The following is a 19,672-nucleotide window of genomic DNA, read 5'->3' as shown; positions in this document are numbered from 1 at the left end:
AAAAACTTGCGTTGCTAGGTTCTGTACTCAGGCCGCCGGGAGGCCCCGTGTCCGCGTTCCTGCCCCATGATCCGCTCGGGCTCGACGAGCTCCTCGGGCCCGAGGACCTCGCCGTCCGGGACACCGTCCGGAGTTGGGCCGCCGACCGGGTGCTGCCGAACATCGCCCAGTGGTACGAGGACGGCGAGCTGCCCGGGATCCGGGAGCTGGCCCGCGAGCTCGGGGCCCTCGGGGCGCTCGGGATGTCCCTCGAAGGCTACGGGTGCGCCGGGGCCACCGCCGTGCAGTACGGCCTCGCCTGCCTGGAGCTGGAGGCCGCCGACTCCGGCATCCGCTCGCTGGTCTCCGTGCAGGGCTCGCTGGCCATGTACGCGATCTGGAAGTACGGCTCCGAGGAGCAGAAGCAGCGCTGGCTGCCCGGGATGGCCGCCGGCGAGCTGATCGGCTGCTTCGGGCTGACCGAGCCCGATGTGGGCTCGGACCCCGCCGCGATGCGCACGTACGCCAAGCGCGACGGCACGGACTGGGTGCTCAACGGGCGCAAGATGTGGATCACCAACGGGTCGGTGGCCGCCGTGGCCGTGGTGTGGGCGCAGACCGACGAGGGGATCCGCGGATTCGCGGTCCCGACGGACACCGCCGGGTTCTCCGCGCCGGAGATCAAGCACAAGTGGTCCCTGCGGGCCAGCGTGACCAGTGAACTCGTCATGGACGACGTGAGGCTGCCCGCCGATGCCGTGCTGCCGTCGGTGAAGGGGCTCAAGGGGCCGCTCGGCTGTCTCAGCCACGCGCGGTACGGGATCGTCTGGGGCTCCATGGGTGCGGCCCGCGCCAGTTTCGAGGCGGCGCTCGACTACGCGAAGACGCGGGAGCAGTTCGGCCGGCCGATCGGCGGCTTCCAGCTCACCCAGGCCAAGCTGGCGGACATGGCCCTGGAACTCCACAAGGGCATCCTGCTCGCCCACCACCTGGGCCGGCGGATGGACGCGGGCACCCTGCGGCCGGAGCAGATCAGCTTCGGCAAGCTCAACAACGTCCGCGAGGCCATCGACATCTGCCGTACCGCGCGGACCATCCTCGGTGCCAACGGGATCTCGCTCGAATACCCCGTCATGCGGCACGCCACGAACCTCGAATCGGTCCTCACCTACGAGGGCACCGTCGAGATGCACCAGCTGGTGCTGGGCAAGGCGCTCACCGGTCTCGACGCCTTCCGGTGATCGCCCTGCTCAGCTCTGGTTGAAGAAGTCGCGCGAGCGGCCGCCGGGCTCGCCGCTCACGATCTGGGTGTCGGCCGGGGTCAGCAGGAAGACCCTGGTCGCCACCCGCTCGATCGATCCGCGCAGCCCGAAGGTCAGGCCGGCCGCGAAGTCGACCACGCGCTTCGCGTCGCCCGGGTCCATCGAGGACAGGTTCACGATGACCGGGACCCCGTCGCGGAACAGCTCGCCGATGCCGCGCGCGTCACGGAAGCCGTCCGGGGTGACCGTCGCGATCCGGCGGCCGTGCTCCACGGCCGACTCGGAGGCCACCTTCACCCGCGGGTCGGTGACCCACTGCTCACCGGGGCCGGCCACCGAACCCTGGGCGGCCTCCGCGTAGTCGTCGTCGTAGTAGCGCTCGTCGTCGCTGTCCTCCACGAGACCCAGCCAGGCACTCGCCTTGCGCACCGAACCCATGGACTGCCTCCTTTCACCGCGGTCAGTCTGTCTTCTCTCCGCTGCCCCTATGCTCGTCCATGATGCTGACAACGCGCCAAGTGGATAGCCGCCGCGCAGGGGTTTCGTGACGGTACTGGTGCAGAACATCCGTTGCACGGTCAAGGATCCTGGTGGCTACCACTGCTGACTGAGTGAAAATACGACCACTGCCGCCGTGCGGGTGAGCGATGGGGACGTTCGAGTGAAGGACGCGGCTCGCTACGATGCCCGGCAGGTACGCGTACGACACACGGGGGAAGCAGCTTGTTCGGCATCGTCAGACCTTGCACGCACCGGCTGGGGGAGCGGTTCAAGGCGGAGTGGATGGCCCATCTGTGCGGGCTGTGTCTGGCACTTCGCGGAGACCACGGGCAGTTCGCCCGGATCGTCACGAACTATGACGGCTTGCTCGTCTCCGTTCTGACGGAGGCTCAGTCGGGTCCCGCGCCCGACGCCCGCCGCACCGCGGGGCCCTGCCCGCTGCGCGGGATGCGCACCGCCTCGGTCGCCCAGGGCGAGGGTGCGCGGCTCGCGGCCGCGGTCTCGCTCGTCCTCGCCTCCGCGAAGGTGCGCGACCACGTGGCGGACCGGGACGGGCTGTTGGCCCGCGCACCCATCGCCGCGGCCGCGCGCAAGGTGGCCCGGGGCTGGGACCGCGCCGGCGCCCGCACCGGGGCCTCGCTCGGCTTCGACACGGCGGTGCTCGTCGACGCCGTGGACCGGCAGGCGGGCATCGAGACGCTGGCGGGCCCCGGCACGCCCGTGCTCGTGGTGACCGAGCCGACGGAGACCGCGACGGCCGCCGCCTTCGCCCATACCGCGCAGCTGGCCGGACGGCCAGGCAACGCCCCGGCGCTGGCCGAGGCGGGCCGGTACTTCGGCCGGCTCGCGCACCTGCTGGACGCGGTGGAGGACCGGGGCGCCGACGCCGCGGCGGGCGCCTGGAACCCGCTCGCCGCAACCGGCACCTCGCTCACCGAGGCCCGCCGGCTCTGCGACGACGCCCTGCACGGGATCAGGCTCGCCCTGGGCGAGGTCGAGTTCGCGGACGCGGGGCTCGCCCACCGGCTGCTCGTGCACGAGCTGCGCACCTCGGTGGACCGGGCCTTCGGGACCGGCAGCTGCGCGCACACCGCGACCGCCTCCGCCGGGCAGGGCGGCAACCCCTACGGGGGCCAGCCGTACGGCGGCCAGGGCGGGAACCCGTACGGCCAGAACCCGTACGGCGGGGCTCCGTACGGGGGGACTCCGTACGGCGGCGGAGCGGGCGGAGCGGGCGGGCCGGGGATGCCGCCCACGGGCCCGGGCGGATTCGGCGGTGCGCCGCCGCCGCAGCGGCCCCGCCGCGGACTGCTCGCCGGCTGTGCGGTCGCCCTCGGGCTGTTCTGCACCTGCCAGATGTGCTGCACCGAGCACGAGGGCCCGTGGTCCCGGAAGAAGCGGGACCCGTGGTGCGACGCCTGCGACTGCTGCGACTGCTGCAACGGCACCAATGGTTCCGGCGGTGGCGGCGGGAGCGGTGGCGGCGGTGGCGACGGCTGCTGCAGCTGTGACTGTTGCGGCTGCGACTGCTGAGGCTCTTTCAGGTTTCACAGGTCCGGACGGCGTACGAGGGGGTTCCCGTCCGGACCCGTGTGGAAGGGGTGAGCGGGATGAGCGACGACGCAGACGATCCGCATGCCGCCCGGCGGACACGGCACGAGGGCAGGGCCGCGGCCGTGTCCGCCCCCTACGGTCCCCTCGCGCTGACGGGCACCTTCCCCCAGACTCCGTCCGGGGGGACCCCCAGGCTCGCCGACTACCCGGAAGGTCGAATTCCGGCCGTCCCGGGGCTCTGGCGCGCGACCGACGGCGGCGCGGCGCTCACCGCCACCGCCGAAGACGCCCTGTGCCTCGACGGCGAGCCCTTCACAGGTGACGCCGTACTGGCCGCCGACGGGGGTTTCCGGCCGTACCCCGAGGACCGAAGGGTCCAGGTGGAGAACGCCGACGGGCGGGCCCGCGGACTCGGCCTCGGCGGGGAGCCGACCTTCCCCTTCCAGGGCGCCGAGCACACCCTCCAGGTCGCCGTGGACGAGGACGACGGCAGCCTCCGGGCCGCGTTCGGCGATGCCACCGGCGGTCGGTCCAGCTACCGCTTCCGCTTCCTGAAGCCCGGCATACCGGACGCAGGCGGGGCCGTCACCGTGGATTTCAACCGGTCGCCGCTGCCCCCCTGCGCCTTCGCGGACCACTTCATCCGTCCGTTTCCGCCGCCCGGGAACACGCTGCCCTTCGAGGTGGCGGCCGGCCGGCGGAGGCTGAAAGCCGCTCTTGCGACCGGTATCTGACGACAGGACACTCCCGACAGCGCTTGTCAGGGGCACGGCCAAAGTTCATGCGCCCGCCGTGCCCCCGGCTGCGCCTCACGGGCTCAGGCACCCCCACATCCGCCGGGCCCCCGACCCTCTCCAGGAGGACGAGAAGTGAGGATCAAGCGCATGACCCGTACCAGGCTGCTCGCGGCGGCCACCGGCCTGGCCGCCGCCGCAGCGTTCGCCGTCCCCACGGCGGCGACCGCGGACCCCCGGGACGGCGGCGGATTCAGCGCCGACCGGCTCGAGTCGGCCAGCGCATCCGTGCTGCGCGCCAACGTCGGAGGTACCGCCTGGCACACCGACACCGCCACCGGAACCCTCGTGGTCACCGCCGACTCCACCGTCTCCGCCGCCGCCATCGAAAGAATCAAGCGCGAGGCCGGAGCGGATGCCGGGGCGCTGCGCATCGAGCGCACCCCCGGCAAGCTCACCAAACTGGCCTCCGGCGGCGACGCGATCTATGCCAACAGCTGGCGCTGCTCGCTCGGCTTCAACGTGCGCAGCGGCGCCAACTACTACGCCCTGACCGCCGGGCACTGCACCGACGGCGCGGGCACCTGGTGGACCAACTCCGCCCGCACCACCGTGCTCGGCACCACCACCGGCTCCAGCTTCCCCACCAACGACTACGGCCTCATCAAGTACGCGAGCAACACGCCGGTGCCCCCGGGGACCGTCGGCAGCCAGGACATCACCAGCGCCGTGAACGCCACGGTCAACATGTCCGTGACCCGGCGCGGCTCCACCACCGGCATCCACAGCGGCCGGGTCACCGGCCTCAACGCCACCGTGAACTACGGCGGCGGCGACATCGTCTACGGCATGATCCGCACCAACGTCTGCGCCGAGCCCGGCGACAGCGGCGGCCCGCTCTACTCGGGCACCCGCGCCGTCGGCCTCACCTCCGGCGGCAGCGGGAACTGCTCCTCGGGCGGAACGACCTTCTTCCAGCCCGTGGTCGAGGCCCTCAACGCCTACGGGGTCAGCGTCTACTGACGGTGCCTCACGCGCCCCCGTCGCACCCCTGGACGTCCTCCCGCCTTCTGGGAGGATGTGCAGGGGTGCGTGTCCGCCGGGGGAGGCAGGTTTCTGCATGAAACGTATCGGCGTGACCGGACACCGGTCCATTCCGGATGCGGTGCTCGGACATGTGGAGAACGGTCTGCGCGCCGTACTGGGCGGCCACGAAGGGCCGTTGGAGGCCTTCTCCAGTCTCGCCGAGGGGGCGGACCAGCTGTTCGCCGCCATCGCACTCGAATGCGGCGCGGGACTGACCGTGGTGATCCCCAGCGGGGACTACGAGGACGGCTTCGAGGGCGCGGAGGCCCTGGCCCGCTACCGGCGGCTCAAGCGCCGTGCCACGCAGGAGATCCGCATGGACTTCGCCCGCTCCACGGACGAGGCCTACTACGCCGCCGGCACCTACATCGCCGACTCCTGCGACCGCCTCGTCGCCGTCTGGGACGGGCAGCCCGCCCGCGGGCACGGCGGCACCGGCGAGATCGTCGCCTACGCGCGGGCGCTCGGCAAGCCGGTCACCGTCATCTGGCGCGAGGGCGTGGCCAGGGACTGAGCCACGCCCCCACCATCGGGCCGACGGACCGCCGGGGCCTCAACTGCTGTGCCGGGCCAGCCAGTCGGTGTGCTGCGGGGAGACGTACCGCTCGGTCTCGTACACCGACGAAGGCCACTGCGACTCGGTGATGGTGGTCTGCATCACGACCATCATCGCCGCCAGGTCCTGCTCGATCAGGGTGTGCGCCTCGATCAGCGGATGATGGCGGCGCACCTCGTTCCAGGCGATGCCGGCCGCCGCCGCCGCGCTCAGCAGCGCGGTCAGCCTCGGCCCCGGACCCGACCCGAACGACCCCAGCAGCGCGAACAGCAGGGCCAGGCAGGTCAGCAGCACGATCGTCCACGACCACAGGTTCGTCGCCCGCCGGGAGACCTCCGTCCGCCGCCGGTACCAGTTGCGCTGCTCGATCAGCCGGTCCCGGACGTACGTCTCCCGCCGCGCCTGGTAGTCCATCCCGCGCAGCCGCTGCATCGCGCCGGTGATCTCCCCGCCCTCCGGTACCGTCCCGGCCGTCCGCGGATCCTCCCAGCCCATCTTCCGCAGCTCGGCCAGACCCGCCTCCAGCCGGGTCCGGTACGTCTCCTCGGGCGCGCCGACCTCGCTGCCGAACGGCGCCCCGTGCACGGCGTACCGCCAGGCCAGGGACTTGATGAACTCCGCCGCGCTGCGGTTGAGCTGCCACTGCGGGCGCGCCCGGCGCCTGGTCGCCCGCATGCCCACGCCCAGCACTCCCGCGTACGCGAGCACGCTCAGCAGCCCGAAGAGGTACAGCGAGCCCAGCTTCGGCCCCGAGGGCAGTGCCGCGGCCCCCGCGGCGGCCACGAGCAGCATCAGCTGGGCGCGGGTGGCCTGGGTGGACTCCCGCTGCCGGGAGATGGCCGCCTGGTCGGTGTGGTGGAAGAGGGCCGGCAGGTCCTCGTTTCGGAAAGTCATGCTGTCGGTCACAGCGCCCCCCTGCTGTCGGGTGGCGGGCGGCGGAGCCCGCTGTCGCGGGCGCCCGCCGCCCTCCGTGGAATCACACGGCGAGAGGCTCCAGATCGCGGTGGATCCGCCGCTCGTCCCGGGCGTACCGGGTCAGGCTGTGGTCCTCGCCGAGGAGCCGGCTCAGCTCGGACACCGCCTCCGCCCGCAGCCGGGCCGCCTCCTCCTTGCGGCCCAGCGAGTCCAGGCTGACCGCCATGTTGGAGCCGGCCGCCAGGGTCTCGGGATGGTGCCCCCCGAGAGCCTCGCGCAGCCGCATCACGGCGAGCCGCTCCAGCTCCAGGGCGCCTTCCGGATCGCCCAGATCGGCCCGGGTGTTGGCCAGGTTGAGGTGGGCGAAGACCGTGTGCGGATGGTTGTCGCCGAGGACGTCCCGCATCAGCCGGATCGTCTGCCGCTGCATCGTCTCCGCCGTCTCCGCCGCGCCCGTGCCCCAGTGGAAGACCGCCAGGTTGTTGACGGCAGCCAGGGTGTACGGGTGCCGCTCGCCCGGCACCTTCATGTACTCGTCCACCACCTCCTGCGCCAGGTCCCGCGCCCCGCCCGGGTCCCCGGTCGCGAAGAGGTCCGAGGCCAGGTTGAGCTCGCAGGACAGCAGGTCCGGGTTGACCGAGGTGTACTTGGCCCGGTAGCGGGCCCGGGTGGCCGTGGTCAGCCGGAGCGCGTCCTCCAGCTGGCCCGCCCGGCGCAGCGACACCGCCAGGTTCTTCGCGGCCGACAGGGTCCCGGGGAAGGCCCGCCCCAGCGTCCGCTTGTAGGTCTCGTAGGTCCGGCTGAGCAGTTGCACCGAGTCCTCGTACCGGCCCACCTCGCGCAGGTCGCGGGCGAGGTTCTGCGCGGAGGACAGGGTGTACGGGTGCTCCGGTCCGAGCACCTCCGTGCGCAGGTCGTGCACCTCCTGGTCGATCTCACGGGCTCTGGTGTACTGGCCCACCAGCCGCAGGTTCAGCGCCAGGTTGTTCGCGGCGGCCAGCGTGCGCGGGTGCGCCTCGTGGAAGATCTGGCTGAAGCCCTCGTGGGCGTCGGTCGCCAGCTCCATCGCCTCCGTGTACTGGCCGAGCGCGCCCAGGGTGTTGGCGAGACCGCTCATGGTCATGTACGTGTGGGGGTGCGAGGGGCCCAGCACGGCCCGCTGGCGCTCCAGGGTGACCTCGTCCAGCTCCTTCGCCTCCACGAACCGCCCCTGCGAGCGCAGGATGTTCGACAGGTGGAAGCGCAGGTACAGGTACTGCAGGTCGTCGTTGCCCAGCATCTCCTTCCAGGCTTCCCGCAGCTCTTCGCCGAGCGCGTACGCGGCCTTGAAGTCACCGCGCTTCCACAGGTAGCGGACGCGGTCGATCAGCAGCCGGCGGGTCTCCGGCTCCTTGCAGTACCGGGCCTCGGACGGGGTCAGGTGCGACCAGATGGTGTTGAACCGCGGCCAGGTCTCCGGGTTGTCGATCGGCTCGTCGTCGTCCGGCCGGGCGCCGGCCAGGATCCGGTGGACGGCGTGCCGGGCCTCCCGCTGCTCCTCCTCGGTCAGCTGGGCCCGGATCACCGCCTGGACCAGCCGGTGCACCTGGATGCTGTTGCTGACCTGGTCGACCTTGGCCAGCGCGAACCGGCCGATCTCCCGGATCACCCGGCCGAGCACCAGCTTCTCCTGCAGGGAGGAGTCGTAGGGCTTGAGGGCGTCGATCATCTCCTTGCTGTAGAGCAGGTTCGCGGAGATCGGCTCGGGCGCGAGGAAGGCGCACAGCTGGAGCAGCCGGACCGCGGCCGGGGAGCGGGACTGCAGCCGCTCTATCGAGATGTTCCAGGTGGCGGCCACCGGCTCCGGATAGCCGGGCGGCTGGTTGAGGGCCAGGACGCTCGCGGCCTGCTGGGCCAGCTGCTCGATGTACGCGGCCACCGGAGTCGCGGTCTCCGCGATCCAGGCACCTGCCTGTTCGACGGCCAGCGGCAGGTCGCCCACCGCCACCGCCACCTGCTCGGCGTCGTCCTTGCTGAGCCCCGGGGCCCGGCGCTGGAGGTGCTCGATGGACTCCTCGCGCAGGAACACGTCCACCGGGAGCGCGTCCCCGTACTGCGACCAGGACTGGTTGCGGGAGGTCACCAGCACGTGCCCCGGGCCGCCCGGCGGGAAGAACCGCTTGAGCATCTCGGGATCGTCCGCGTTGTCGAAGACCAGCAGCCAGCGCGAGGAGGGCACCCCGCGCCGCAGCAGGTCGATCGCCTCCTGGGAGGCGGCCGCCATGTCCTCGCCGGTCTGCGCACCCAGGCGCACGGCCAGCTCGGCGAGGGCCGCGACCACCTCGTCGGTCTGCTCCGAGGAGATCCACCACACCAGGTCGTAGTCGGCCATGAACCGGTGCACGTACTCCAGCGCCACCTGGGTCTTGCCGACGCCGCCGAGCCCGAACAGGGTCTGCGGCTGCGGCAGCACCACGGCCACGCCGCCGCCGAGCTGGTCGCGCATCCGCTCCAGCACGATGCTGCGCCCGGTGAACCCGGGATTGCGGGGCGGCGCGTTCCAGATCTTCGGGACGGTTCCCGGGAAGCGGGGGCCGGGCTGGGAGGCGCTGGCGACGCTGTCGGGCAGCGCCATCGGCCGCTCCACCGCGCGCAGCAGGGCGGCGGTGGCGTGCACCTCGTCGAGCCGGAAGAGGTCCACCGGGTTGCGGTCGATGTAGGGCGTGGAGAGCCGTACGTCGCCCACCCTCAGCGGCACCAGCTGGCGGCGGCCCCCGGTCGGGTCCTCGGCCGCGGCCCGCTCCCACACGTCCACGGCCCGGGCGGACTTCAGGTAGGCCGTGGAGAGCAGCACCACCGTCCGGGCGGCGGTGTCGATGCTGATGCCCGTCCCGCCGCCGAGGGTGTCCCCGGAGCCGGCGGCGACCGGGGCCCGCTCCGCGGAGACGTCCTTGGGCACGACCCGGAAGCCGGCCCGGGTGAGCACCGACTCGATCCAGTCGGCCCACATCCGGTTCTCGGCGACGTAGGAGAGGAACAGGTCGGCGGGCAGGGCCGGGCGGCGCCGGGTGAAGGCGTCCCTGATCCGCAGGCGGACCTCCTCGCCGATGACCGGCATGGAGGTGATCTCGCCCTCGGTGACCACCGTGGTGAGCCGTTCGAAGGCGGAGAGGAGGGAGTTGGTGAGCCCGGCCTCGTCGCCGAAGGTGGCCAGGGTCTCCTCGTAGGCGTAGTAGGGCCGGTACGGGATCTCCACCGCACCCCAGTACGAGGTGAGCTCGTCCCCGACGAGACCATTGGGGAAGCGGTCGAACTTGATCCGGGCCAGGGCCCGGCCCGCGTCGGCCTTCTCCTTCTCGCCCTCGTCGATGCGCATGGGGACGGGGTAGATCTTGATCCCGCGGTCGTTGAACCGCTCGTCGATCTGGCGGGCCACGGACGCGGCGCCGTCGATGGACTGGTCGGAGAGGGTGAAACAGTCGACCAGGACGTCCGGGAGGTGCACGGTGCAGATGTCCGCGATGTCGGACAGCCCGGTGCGGCTGTCGATCAGGACGTAGTCGTAGTTCTTCTTCATGTCGGCGCGTAACGCGTCGAAGAAGAGGCCGCCGCCGAGCCGGTCGTAGAAGTTGTCCCAGTCGAAGGTGGAGACGGTCGCGGAGTACTCGCGGTTCTGCCGGCCCGCGGAGACGAAGTCCAGGGTGCCGCCGTCCGGGAACTCCCAGCCGAGGGTCTCCGGGGTCAGCGAGACGGCGTGCGGCTGTATCCGCGCGTAGTCCTTGTGCCAGTCATCGGCGCGCTGCACCGGACTGGTCGCGGCCCAGGCGTACTCGCTGATCAGGTCGATGACCCCGGTGGTGGCCCCGAGCGTGGAGGGGTCCAGGAAGGGGTGGAAGAAGCGGTGCAGGCCAGGGGCCTCCAGGTCCCAGTCCACGGCGAGGACCCGCTTGCCGTTGGCCGCCAGGATCCAGGCGGTGTTGGCCAGCGCCATGGTGCGGCCCGTGCCGCCCTTGTACGAGTAGAAGGTGACGATGCGTCCGTCACGGCTGTCCCTGCTGTCACGACTCGCTGTCATCCGCGTCCCCCCGGTCGGTGTCGTTGCTGTCGTTGCCGTCGATGTGGGCGTCGTACGCGTTGTAGGCGTCGGGCGGGAAGGGAGCCGCGGGCGGTGCGGGCGGCTCGCTCATCCCCATCGGCCCGAGCAGTCGCGGGCGTTCGGTGTGGGTGTTGCCGGCCGGCAGGTAGACCTGGGCGTGTCTGAGGAACTGCTGGGCGGCGGCCTCGACCACCTGGGGCAGGATCTGTCCTAGGGTCTCCATGTTGGCCACGCCGTTCGCGGCCGCCCGGCAGGCGGCCCGGCCCTGGCCCATCTTGACGGGCAGGGTCTCCTCCAGCCGCCGGGCCAGCTCGGCCTCCTTCGCGCGGCTCTGGTGGTCGTAGCGGTTCCACGGCACGACCACGTTGATCCACGGGCGCGACTCCTGGTCGAAGGCGGCCAGGCGCTGGCGGCGGTGCTCGTCCTCCACCACCCAGCGGTCGACGATCAGGATCTCCGGCCGGGTCGGCGGCTGCTTGCTGTCGAAGTGCCCGGCCTCGTCGTCGAAGGAGGACATGGTCGTCTGGTAGTTGAGGTTCTTGATCACGTCCTCGGCGACGTACGCGATCGGGCGCTGGGACACCGGATGGTACGGATTCCAGTCCAGGGCGCTCTCCCCGTAGTACTCCGGGCTCCGGCCATCCGGCAGGTCGTGCCGGGAGCCGGCCGCCACGGTCACGTGGAGGGTGCGGGCGGGGCCGCTGCCGGCGCCGCCGGAACTGCCGGAGGGGCCGAAGGCGCTGGGCACCACCCGGTAGTCCATGGGGCGGACGGGATCGAGACGGACGGTCTCGGCGACCCGGACGATGCGCCGGGCCAGTTCGTAGACGGCCCGCTCGTACTGCTCGGCGTATCCGCGCAGTTTGATCAGCCCGTACAGGCCGTCGGTGACGTAGCGCTCGCCGAAGGTGTTGTGGTTGAACTGCAACCGCTCGGCAGGACCGGGCAGTTGGGACGGTGGGACCGGCACCCATAACGCGGGCACGATGGCCTCGGCGCGCTCGTTGCTCGCCGCGCCGTGCTGGATCGCGCGGTGCGCGAAGGCGAACCATTCCTTTCCGCACATCTCACTGGCGAAGTACCGCGGCGAGAACAGGGGCACGAAGACCCGGCAGGTGGCGAGCGCCGCCCCGAGCCGTTCCGACCAGCCCTCGCCGCTGCGTATCTCCCGGTCCATGAACCCGGCTTCGGCGCCGGCGGGCAGATCCGTCAGCGCCATGACGTGGCCGCAGAGATCGCGGAAGAGGCGCTCCACCCACATGTCGGGGTCGGGCCCCCCGGCCCCGAATCTCGGTGTATGCGCATAACTGAGAAAAAAATATGGCTGCACTGATGCGGGCAACACGCCCCCCGTCCCGAAGCTGCGAGCGAAGAAACATCATTCCGGAGCTGCTTCGCCACATCCCCTCATCGTTCAGTCAATCAGCGTCTGTTTTCGGTCATCCACTCAAGGGCGTGGTCGACGGCATCCGGGAGGGAGAAGAGCATGGTCGCCGCCCCTCCCACCCGCCCCCTGCGCACCCGGGAATCCGGGAACGTCCTGCCGATCTCCGCGAAATCGCCGTCGTCCAGCGCGACGTCCTCGTAGGCGGTCCACGCCCCTTCCTGCCGACTCCCTTGCCGCCCCGGAAGGTTCACCTTCACCACACACTCGTACATGCGCAAGGGGGGCTTCGGAATTCGATACTCCGCGAGATGGAAAGCCGTGCAGACCGAAAACCCCACATTGATCATGAGTACCTGACCGCCCTCCCAGCACAACTTCCCCAGCGGCGACTCCTCACCCAGGTGGCTCTCGATGCGGTGCCCGGAGCAGAGCCGCTCCGCGTCCGCGCCGAGGGCGGCGAAAGAGGTCTGCGGGTGGGCGCTGCGCGCGGCGCCCGGCGTGGTGCGGACGGCCTCGGCGAGGGAGCCCATGCCCTGGCTCGGGGTGCTCGCCGGATCGAATGCGGGCATCCGCTCGCGGAAGGCCCGCACCCCGGACTCGTCCAGGCCGGCGATCCGCTCCAGGTGGGCGCTGGAGGTCTTGGAGTTCGCCGGGGTGAACGCGGGGACCACCAGGGTGCCGCGCGGACCGAGGACCCCCGTGAGGGCGTCGCGCAGCTGCTCGGCGCGCAGGCCGGTGCCGCCGAGGGAGGCGTGCACCAGGAGCCGCATCCCGGGGCGGACCCCCAGCAGCCGCAGCTGCACGGCCAGCTGCAGCGTGCCGGCGGCCCGGCCCGGGCCGGCGGGGGCCGGGGACCGGGACGGGGCGCTCACGCGTCGACCGCCTTCAGTTCGTAGCGGAGCTCCGCCACGAGGCGCTTGCCGGTGGTGGTCAACTCGGCCGCCTCCGAGAGGCGGTCCAGCGCCCGGTGGATGCGGTCCGAGCCGCCCGGCTCGGGCGCCGCGGTGGCCCGCCGGTACGCCTCCACCGCCACCCGCTCGTGCACGTCGGCCAGCAGCCGCGACACCGGGACCGGGCGCTCCCGCCACGGCGAGGGGTGCTGCCACTCCCCGTCCAGTGCGTACAGGTCGGCCACCTCGGTCAGGGCCCGCAGCCGGGTCCGCCGCCGCCCGGTCAGCAGCGCGAGCGCGGTCTCCCGCACCCCCGCCGCGTACGGCACCCCGAGCGCCCCCGGCCCGTGCCGGCCCGCCTCGCCCCAGCCGCCGGCCCGCGGGCCGCCCGCCAGCGGGGTCAGGGTGGTCAGCCCGGCGGCCGCCGCCCGGGCGAACTCCGGCACCGCCTTGTGCAGCAGGGCCCACGCCCGGTCCAGCCTGCCCCGCCACTCCTCGGCCTCGCCGGTGCCGAGCCGGAGCCTGGGCGGGCGGGGGAAGCAGTTGCGGTACGGGTCGAGGTCCTCCAGCGCCACCGGGGCCGCATCCGGCCCGGGCGACCAGGTGCGCACGGGCTGCCAGCGCGCGTCGCCCGCGGTCGGCCCGAAGCGGTGCTCGGTGCGCCCGTCCCGTACGGCGTACCCCTCGTCGGTGACGTGCAGGGCGGCCCGGCCCTCCGTGCCGGGCTCCCCGAGCCGCAGCAGCCCCAGGGTCGGCAGGTACACCTCGCCGTCCCGGTAGGCCACCTCGGCGGGCAGGTCCAGTCCGCCGCGCAGGACGGCCGCGACGGCCAGCGCGGTCAGCCTGCGGGCCGCCTCCGGACCGTCTTGCCGGCCCTCCCGGGCGGCGTCCAGGGCCGCCAGCACCCAGGTGCGGGTGAACGGGTGGTCCAGTACGGCGTCCAGCGCGTCCGCGCCCGCCTCCCCGGCCTGTTCCACGGCGGCCAGCAGCTCCCAGGCGCGCGCCCAGCCGGGTTCCGCGCCGAGGTCCGCGTGGAGCCGGGCCAGCAGGATCCGGGTCAGCTCCTCCTGGGAACGGGCGAGTTCGGCCGGGTCGGAGAGCTGCGGCGCGGTCTCCCGCAGGGCCGTGCGGCCCTCGACCCCGTCCACGAGTTCACGCAGGTCGGTGCAGTAGACGGAGGGGTTGTCGAAGCCGTTGCGGTCGCGGTAGCGGTGGGTGTAGAGCCCGCCGCCGCACGAACGTACGACGGGGCAGCGGCGGCACGATTCGCTGACGCCCGCGAGGCCCAGCTGCCGGGCGCGCACCCCGGGATGGGCTGCGACCTGGTCAAACGCATGGTCGAAGACGTTGAACCCGGTGGCCGCGGCCCCCTCGAAGGCGCTCTTGAGGGAGTCCACCTGCTCCAGGGTCCCGTCGGTCTCGACGACGACGAGGTCCGTGGGCGCGAGGCCGAGCGACTCGGTGAGGCTGGGGCCGCCGCGCAGGGTGGAGAGCAGGGACTCGAAGAGCCGTACGGGTACCGGGCGGCCGAGGCGCTCCCAGTGGTCGAAGATCCGCAGGAGCCAGCGCGCGTACGCGTCGGGGGCGTCGTCCGGGCGGACCGGAGGGGTTTCCCACGTGGCGTGCGGGAGGAGGAAGTCCACGCGTGGGGGCTCGAGTTCGACGAGCGCGTCCAGTACGGCCACGGGGTCGTTGGCCACGTCCACGGTGCAGAGCAGACCCTGGTAGAGGTGGCGGTAGGGCTCGGAGCGGAGCAGTGCGACGGCGGCCAGGACCAGCGGGTGGCTCGTACGGCCGTCCGCGAAGCGGCGGTGGCGGTCGTTGGCGGCGCGGTCCCCGTCCAGGGAGATGCCCACCCGGACGCCGAACTCGTCGAAGAGGTCGAGGTAACGGGTGCTGAGCTGCAGGCCGTTGGTGTGGATCCGCAGGTCGAGGGCGGCGGTTCCGGTGAGTGCCCGGCTGAACTCCTCGCACACGAGGCGGAGCCGGGCGGTGCCCGCCAACAGGGGTTCCCCTCCGTGAAGAATCACCGTGACGGAGGGGAGTGCATGGTCACGGGCATGTTCGGCGAGCCGCGACGCGGTATGCGAAATTACCTCGGGGGAGATCACTTTCGGCCGGGCTCGCCAGCTCTGATCTGCGTGTTCGTAGACATAGCAATGATCACAAGCAAGATCGCATCTGCTGTGAACTTTCAGGACGATCTCGCGAAATGCGATCAGGCCGGTCATTCCACCAGTCTAGAGCGCTTACTTCGGTGTCAGAGCGCGGAGTTGAAGATCGGTGCCTGAACCGGACGACCGGATTCAGCCGGCAGCACGCGACCGAGCGTCGCCGCCGCGGAGGCGGTGTGGACGTCGATCTTGGCGAGCGGGACCCGGCGGGCCTTGACCGTGCTGGTCGCGGGGGTTGCGGAAGTGTTCACGACACCGTCCTTGGGGAAGCCATGTGGAATGGGCATGTGAATGACAACAGCGACGCGCTGCCGTCAAGCGTGGACTTTACTCGGCCACACCCCATTGGCAACCGAGACATGACGCCTGGTCAACCGTTCTATAGCAAGCTCGGCGTATTTCTCGACGTGGCTTATTCGGCCGTTCGCCGGACGGCAAGATCCTTTTCTTCCGGGCGGCGGACCCGGACCGGGACCCGGCCGCGGCCGCACCCGGGTCCGACCGGGGTGCGCGAGCGCCGCCCCCCGGCGCCGACCTGGCCCGACCCGCCTCGGTAGGTTGGGCGCATGACCACGCCGCCCCTGATCCTCCTGCTGTCCGGAAGTCTGCGCGCCGGTTCCTCCAACGAGGCGATGCTGCGCACCGCGCAGGCCGTCGCCGCCGAGACTCCGGCCCGCGTGCGCACCGTCCTGTACGACGGACTGGGGACGCTGCCGCACTTCAACCCCGATGAAGACACGGACCAGTTGCCCGCTCCGGTGGCCGGGCTGCGCGCCGCGATCGCCGGGGCGGACGCGATCCTGGTCTGCACCCCGGAGTACGCGGGCACCCTGCCGGGATCGTTCAAGAACCTCCTGGACTGGACGGTCGGCGGTACCGAGATCAGCGACAAGCCCGTGGCCTGGGTGAACGCGGCCGCCCCGGGCCGCGGCCAGGGCGCGGAGGCCACGCTGCGCGCGGTCCTCGGCTACACCGGCGCCGCGGTCGTGGACGAGGCCTGCGTGCGGATCCCGGTGACCGGGGGGATGTCCGGCCAGGACGGGACGATCGCCGACCCGGAGGTCCGGGCGCGCATCGGCGAGGTGCTCGGCGTACTGGCCGGCCGGGGTCGCCCGGAGGGGCCGGACGGCCAGGACGCCGCCTAGGCGGGCTGCTGTTCGCTGAGGGGCGGGACGGGCAGGTCGCGCAGCAGCCAGTTCAGTGCGTCGGGCAGCGCGCGGAAGGCCGCGAAGTGCGCGGCGGCCGGCTCGATGGCCGTCGTGGCCCCCGGGATGCGGCGGGCCAGCCAGCGGGAGTGGCCCACGGGGGAGAACACGTCGAGCTCCCCGTGCCAGATCAGCACCGGGCAGCGGATGTCGGCCGGGTCGAAGCCCCAGGGGCGGCTGAAGGCGAGGACGTCGTCGATCCAGCCGTACGCCGAATGGCGCAGCCCCTCACGGTAGTTCCGCAGCAGCATCGACCGCAGGCCCGCATCCGAGACGATCATGCGGTCGTTGGCGGTCAGCTCCCGGCGCAACTCGTCCAGCAGCCGGCCGGGATCCTTGCGGATGCCGTCGGCGCGCGGGATCAGCCGGGCCGCCAGCTCCTCGGGGTCGGCGGTGGCGGTGGTGTACTCCTTGACGTTCGACGCGGCCATCCCGGCGAACCAGTCCAGGTCCTCCGCGTCCCGGGGGGCGAGGCCGACCATCCCCGCGGTCCGGGTGACCCGGTCGGGGAGCAGTGCGGCGCAGGCGAGGGCTCCGGCGGCGCCGCCGGAGCGGCCGGCCACCGCGAAGGTGTCCAGGCCGAGGGAGTCGGCGATGGTGGCCACGTCCTGGGCCACGTCGGCGACGGTGCGGCCCACATGGCGGTCGGAGCCGCCGTAGCCGGGTCTGTCGTAGGCGATGAGCTGCATGCGGCGCTGGTAGAGGACCATGCCCCGGGGGGCAGGGCCCAGGCGGCTGCCGGGCATGCCGTGGAGCAGGAAGACGGGCTTGCCGTCGGGATCGCCCCAGCGCTCCACGGCCAGGGCGCGTCCGTCCGCTGTGCGCACCTGATTGCGCACGCGCTCCCTCCTTCACGATCGGTACGGGTCGTCACCGAGATTGTGCTCGCTGGGGGAGGAGCGCGGTAGGGCGCACTTCGTGCGAAATTCTTGTGAATGCCTTCACGAGCGTGTGGGCGCTTTTGGGCCTCTGGTATATGCCCAGGTCAAGTAGGGGGTCTCGGGGGCGCGAACGGGAGTGAGTGGCCCTTCGGCCTGTCCGGAAAGGGCTTTTCGGCACCGCGGATTCCGCTTTTGGGTGTCGAATTGGGGCACCGGATGGCGCTATCAGGGAAAAAGCCGGTCGCGGTCGGTCCGGTTCGAAATGAAGGGGTCGGATGCGCCGGGCCCGCTACGGCGCGGGGATCAGCAGGGCGGCCGCCGAGCGGGCCTGCCGCAGGGCCCGGGCCCGGTCCGCGCCGCGCTGGCCCAGGACGACCCGGGTGCTCAGGCCGTCCAGCAGGGCGAGCAGCTCCGAGGCCCGTCCGGGCACGTCCATGGGTGCGAAGCGGCCCTGGTCCACGCCCTTGGCGAGGAGCGCCTCCAGGTCCCGCTGCCAGCTCTCGTCGATCTCCTCCTGGGCCGCCTTCAGCGGCTCGTTGGAGGCGGTACGGGCCCACAGCTCGATCCAGAGGGTCCAGCGCGGGTCGCGCGGGCCTTCGGGGAGGTAGAGCTCCAGGTACTGGTCGAGCTTGCGCGCGGCCGTCACCCTGCGGCCCAGCAGGGCCCGGCGCTCGCCGGTGAGCTGCTCCTCGCTCCAGCGCAGCGCCTCCAGCAGGAGCCGGTCCTTGCTGCCGAAGTAGTACAGGATGTGGCCGCCGCTGGTGCCGAGCCGCTCGGCCAGCGCCGACATGGTGAGCGCCGCGAGGCCGTCCTCCGCGATCGCCGCCATGGCCTCTTCCAGCATCCGCTCCTGGGCGATCCGCCCGTCGCGCCGCCGTGCCGCCCCCGCTCCCGCTCGCGTCACCGCTCCCGCCCTCCGTCTCACCTGGCCCGACCTTATCCCGGACGGGGTCTTGACGCGGGTGGGGTCCCACCCTCATCTTGAATGCCATTCAAGAACTTAGAACGACGTTCAAGATCAGAGGTGCAGCATGGCGCAGCAGACAGCCGACGTCGACGAGGTGTTCCGGGTCGAGACGCACGGGATCGATCCCATTCCCGACGCGGAGCGCCACGGCAGTGCCAAGGACCTCTTCTGGCTCTGGTTCGGCTCCAACCTCACCTTCACCTACGTGATCAACGGCGCCCTGGCCGTCGCCTTCGGACTCTCCTTCTGGCAGGCCACCGCCGTGGTCGTGATCGGCGGACTGTCCTTCTTCGCCATCAGCGCCGCCGGACTCAGCGGCATCCGCACCGGCACCGCCACCCTCGTCATCTCCCGCGCCGCCTTCGGCGTGCGCGGCAACTTCCCGGCCGGCGTCCTCAACTGGGTGGTGAGCATCGGCTACACCATCGTCAACACCGTGGTCGGCACCCTCGCCCTGGAGGTCTTCTTCGCCGAGATCGGCTGGCAGGGCGGCACGGCCGGCCGCGCCGTGGCCCTGCTCATCACCCTCGCGCTGACCTTCGCCGTCGCGATGTGGGGCCACGCCACCGTGCAGTTCGCCGAACGCTGGATGGCCTACGTCCTCGCCGCGGGCTTCGGCGTCCTGCTGCTCTTCGTCCTGCCCGGCGCCGACACCGCCGACACCGCCGCCGCGGCCACCGCCCCCGGGCTGTCCGGCTGGAGCCTCGCCTTCGTGGTCATGTTCGCCGGGCCGTTCTCGTACGTGCCGATGCCCGCCGACTACACCCGCTACCTGCCCCGGACCACCTCGCTGCGGTCCATCACGTGGATGGGTGCGCTCGGCGGCTTCGTGTCCTCCGTGGCCCTCGGCGTCGCCGGCGTCGCCGCCGCCACCCAGACCGACATGACCGACGCGGTCGCCGGGGCCGAGAGCCTGCTGCCCGGCTGGTTCCAGCCGCTGTTCCTGGCCCTCGTACTCGGCGGCTCGGTCACCAACTCGATCATCACGCTCTACTCCTCCAGCCTGAACCTCCAGGTCCTCGGCATCCCGTGGAGCCGCGCCCGGGCCATCGTCATCAGCGCCGCCGTCACGGCCGCCGGCTCGCTGGCCGCCCTCTTCCTCGCCGACTTCACCACCTCCCTGCTCTCCTTCCTCTCCCTCCTGATCATCGTCTTCGCCCCCTGGGGCGGGGTCTTCCTCGCCGACATGCTGCTGCGCCGCTGCCGCTACGACTCCGACGCGCTGCACGCGGGCAGTGCCGGCGCCTACTGGTACCGCTCCGGCTACCACCCGGCCGGCATGGCCGCCCTGCTCGCCGGCATGGCCTTCGCCGCCCTGACCTGCGACTCCGAACTGTGGACCGGGCCACTGGTCGCCCCGCTCGGCGGCGCCGACCTCACCCTCCTCGGCTCGGTCGTCTCCGGACTCGCCTACTGGGCCCTCACCCGGCGCCGGGTACCGGCGTACGCCCCGGCCGCCTGACCGGACGCCCTGACCAGCGGCCCCGACCGGCTCCCTGCCCCGAC

The 19,672-nt window shown here is 72.1% G+C and carries 16 protein-coding genes; 7 read left to right on the top strand and 9 right to left on the bottom strand.

All coding sequences use genetic code 11. The annotated features are described in order from the left end of the window. Window positions 1–47 precede the first annotated feature (47 nt). Entirely contained in the window at window positions 48–1,220 is a 1,173-nt protein-coding gene (locus tag OG472_RS12705; protein WP_401608987.1) for an acyl-CoA dehydrogenase family protein, read from the top strand. A gap of 9 nt (window positions 1,221–1,229) precedes the next feature. Here OG472_RS12705 and OG472_RS12700 read toward each other — a convergent pair whose 3' ends face one another. Beyond that, window positions 1,230–1,679, bottom strand: coding sequence for a cell division protein SepF (locus OG472_RS12700; protein WP_319731194.1), 450 nt, complete (start codon window positions 1,677–1,679; stop codon window positions 1,230–1,232). Window positions 1,680–1,964: 285 nt separating this feature from the next. Between OG472_RS12700 and OG472_RS12695 the strand changes: the two genes are divergently transcribed. The 4 genes from OG472_RS12695 to OG472_RS12680 all read left to right on the top strand — a co-directional run bounded on the left by OG472_RS12695 (window position 1,965) and on the right by OG472_RS12680 (window position 5,630). Then, window positions 1,965–3,275, top strand: coding sequence for a DUF5685 family protein (locus OG472_RS12695; protein ID WP_405941428.1), 1,311 nt, complete (start codon window positions 1,965–1,967; stop codon window positions 3,273–3,275). 77 nt (window positions 3,276–3,352) lie between these two features. Next, window positions 3,353–4,030, top strand: a complete 678-nt coding sequence (locus tag OG472_RS12690; protein ID WP_405829506.1) for a DUF1684 domain-containing protein — start codon at window positions 3,353–3,355, stop codon at window positions 4,028–4,030. A 135-nt stretch (window positions 4,031–4,165) separates the two neighbouring features. Further along, window positions 4,166–5,053, top strand: a complete 888-nt coding sequence (locus tag OG472_RS12685; protein WP_405941427.1) for a S1 family peptidase — start codon at window positions 4,166–4,168, stop codon at window positions 5,051–5,053. 97 nt (window positions 5,054–5,150) lie between these two features. Continuing rightward, window positions 5,151–5,630 carry a hypothetical protein gene (locus tag OG472_RS12680; RefSeq protein WP_401608997.1) on the top strand — a complete coding sequence of 160 codons (480 nt, stop codon included), beginning with the start codon at window positions 5,151–5,153 and terminating at the stop codon, window positions 5,628–5,630. A gap of 39 nt (window positions 5,631–5,669) precedes the next feature. Here OG472_RS12680 and OG472_RS12675 read toward each other — a convergent pair whose 3' ends face one another. From OG472_RS12675 to fxsA, 6 genes are all read right to left on the bottom strand, one after another. Continuing rightward, window positions 5,670–6,566, bottom strand: coding sequence for a DUF4231 domain-containing protein (locus tag OG472_RS12675; protein WP_401608999.1), 897 nt, complete (start codon window positions 6,564–6,566; stop codon window positions 5,670–5,672). Window positions 6,567–6,648: 82 nt separating this feature from the next. Further along, window positions 6,649–10,641 carry an FxSxx-COOH system tetratricopeptide repeat protein gene (fxsT, locus tag OG472_RS12670; RefSeq protein WP_405829501.1) on the bottom strand — a complete coding sequence of 1,331 codons (3,993 nt, stop codon included), beginning with the start codon at window positions 10,639–10,641 and terminating at the stop codon, window positions 6,649–6,651. Continuing rightward, window positions 10,625–11,992, bottom strand: coding sequence for a TIR-like protein FxsC (locus OG472_RS12665; protein ID WP_405829500.1), 1,368 nt, complete (start codon window positions 11,990–11,992; stop codon window positions 10,625–10,627). The genes fxsT and OG472_RS12665 overlap by 17 nt, the downstream gene beginning before the upstream one ends. Before the next feature lie 92 nt (window positions 11,993–12,084). Beyond that, complete coding sequence (locus OG472_RS12660) at window positions 12,085–12,921, bottom strand: aminoglycoside N(3)-acetyltransferase (RefSeq protein ID WP_401609006.1); 837 nt, start codon at window positions 12,919–12,921, stop codon at window positions 12,085–12,087. Further along, window positions 12,918–15,170 carry a radical SAM/SPASM protein FxsBH, inactivated beta-hydroxylase extension form gene (gene fxsBH, locus OG472_RS12655; RefSeq protein ID WP_401609008.1) on the bottom strand — a complete coding sequence of 751 codons (2,253 nt, stop codon included), beginning with the start codon at window positions 15,168–15,170 and terminating at the stop codon, window positions 12,918–12,920. The genes OG472_RS12660 and fxsBH overlap by 4 nt, the downstream gene beginning before the upstream one ends. A gap of 29 nt (window positions 15,171–15,199) precedes the next feature. After that, window positions 15,200–15,364 (bottom strand): FxSxx-COOH cyclophane-containing RiPP peptide, encoded by a 165-nt coding sequence (fxsA, locus tag OG472_RS12650; RefSeq protein WP_319727240.1) that lies wholly within the window; start codon window positions 15,362–15,364, stop codon window positions 15,200–15,202. A gap of 315 nt (window positions 15,365–15,679) precedes the next feature. Between fxsA and OG472_RS12645 the strand changes: the two genes are divergently transcribed. Next, window positions 15,680–16,258: an NADPH-dependent FMN reductase gene (locus tag OG472_RS12645; protein WP_405829499.1), complete on the top strand. Its 579-nt coding sequence runs from the start codon at window positions 15,680–15,682 to the stop codon at window positions 16,256–16,258. Here the strand turns inward: OG472_RS12645 and OG472_RS12640 are convergent. After that, entirely contained in the window at window positions 16,255–17,157 is a 903-nt protein-coding gene (locus OG472_RS12640) for an alpha/beta fold hydrolase (RefSeq protein WP_401609014.1), read from the bottom strand. The genes OG472_RS12645 and OG472_RS12640 overlap by 4 nt on opposite strands. A 331-nt stretch (window positions 17,158–17,488) precedes the next feature. Next, window positions 17,489–18,043, bottom strand: a complete 555-nt coding sequence (locus OG472_RS12635) for a TetR/AcrR family transcriptional regulator (protein ID WP_401609664.1) — start codon at window positions 18,041–18,043, stop codon at window positions 17,489–17,491. 187 nt (window positions 18,044–18,230) lie between these two features. On the opposite strand from OG472_RS12635, the gene OG472_RS12630 reads away from it, so the two are divergent. Next, window positions 18,231–19,628 carry a purine-cytosine permease family protein gene (locus OG472_RS12630; protein WP_405829497.1) on the top strand — a complete coding sequence of 466 codons (1,398 nt, stop codon included), beginning with the start codon at window positions 18,231–18,233 and terminating at the stop codon, window positions 19,626–19,628. The last annotated feature ends 44 nt before the right edge of the window (window positions 19,629–19,672 follow it).

The sequence above is a fragment of the Streptomyces sp. NBC_00207 genome (assembly GCF_045160965.1).
Lineage (GTDB): Bacteria > Actinomycetota > Actinomycetes > Streptomycetales > Streptomycetaceae > Streptomyces.
Note: the sequence above shows the minus strand (reverse complement) of the source record. Positions and strands in the feature narration are given on the sequence as shown.

What these genes read in the sequence shown, in the direction of transcription:
- fxsBH (WP_401609008.1), bottom strand. Translation starts at nt 15,170, where the DNA reads ATGACCGGCCTGATCGCATTTCGCGAGATCGTCCTGAAAGTTCACAGC.
- OG472_RS12680 (WP_401608997.1), top strand. Translation starts at nt 5,151, where the DNA reads ATGAAACGTATCGGCGTGACCGGACACCGGTCCATTCCGGATGCGGTG.
- OG472_RS12700 (WP_319731194.1), bottom strand. Translation starts at nt 1,679, where the DNA reads ATGGGTTCGGTGCGCAAGGCGAGTGCCTGGCTGGGTCTCGTGGAGGAC.
- OG472_RS12635 (WP_401609664.1), bottom strand. Translation starts at nt 18,043, where the DNA reads ATGCTGGAAGAGGCCATGGCGGCGATCGCGGAGGACGGCCTCGCGGCG.
- OG472_RS12630 (WP_405829497.1), top strand. Translation starts at nt 18,231, where the DNA reads ATGGCGCAGCAGACAGCCGACGTCGACGAGGTGTTCCGGGTCGAGACG.
- OG472_RS12645 (WP_405829499.1), top strand. Translation starts at nt 15,680, where the DNA reads ATGACCACGCCGCCCCTGATCCTCCTGCTGTCCGGAAGTCTGCGCGCC.
- OG472_RS12690 (WP_405829506.1), top strand. Translation starts at nt 3,353, where the DNA reads ATGAGCGACGACGCAGACGATCCGCATGCCGCCCGGCGGACACGGCAC.
- OG472_RS12675 (WP_401608999.1), bottom strand. Translation starts at nt 6,566, where the DNA reads ATGACTTTCCGAAACGAGGACCTGCCGGCCCTCTTCCACCACACCGAC.
- fxsT (WP_405829501.1), bottom strand. Translation starts at nt 10,641, where the DNA reads ATGACAGCGAGTCGTGACAGCAGGGACAGCCGTGACGGACGCATCGTC.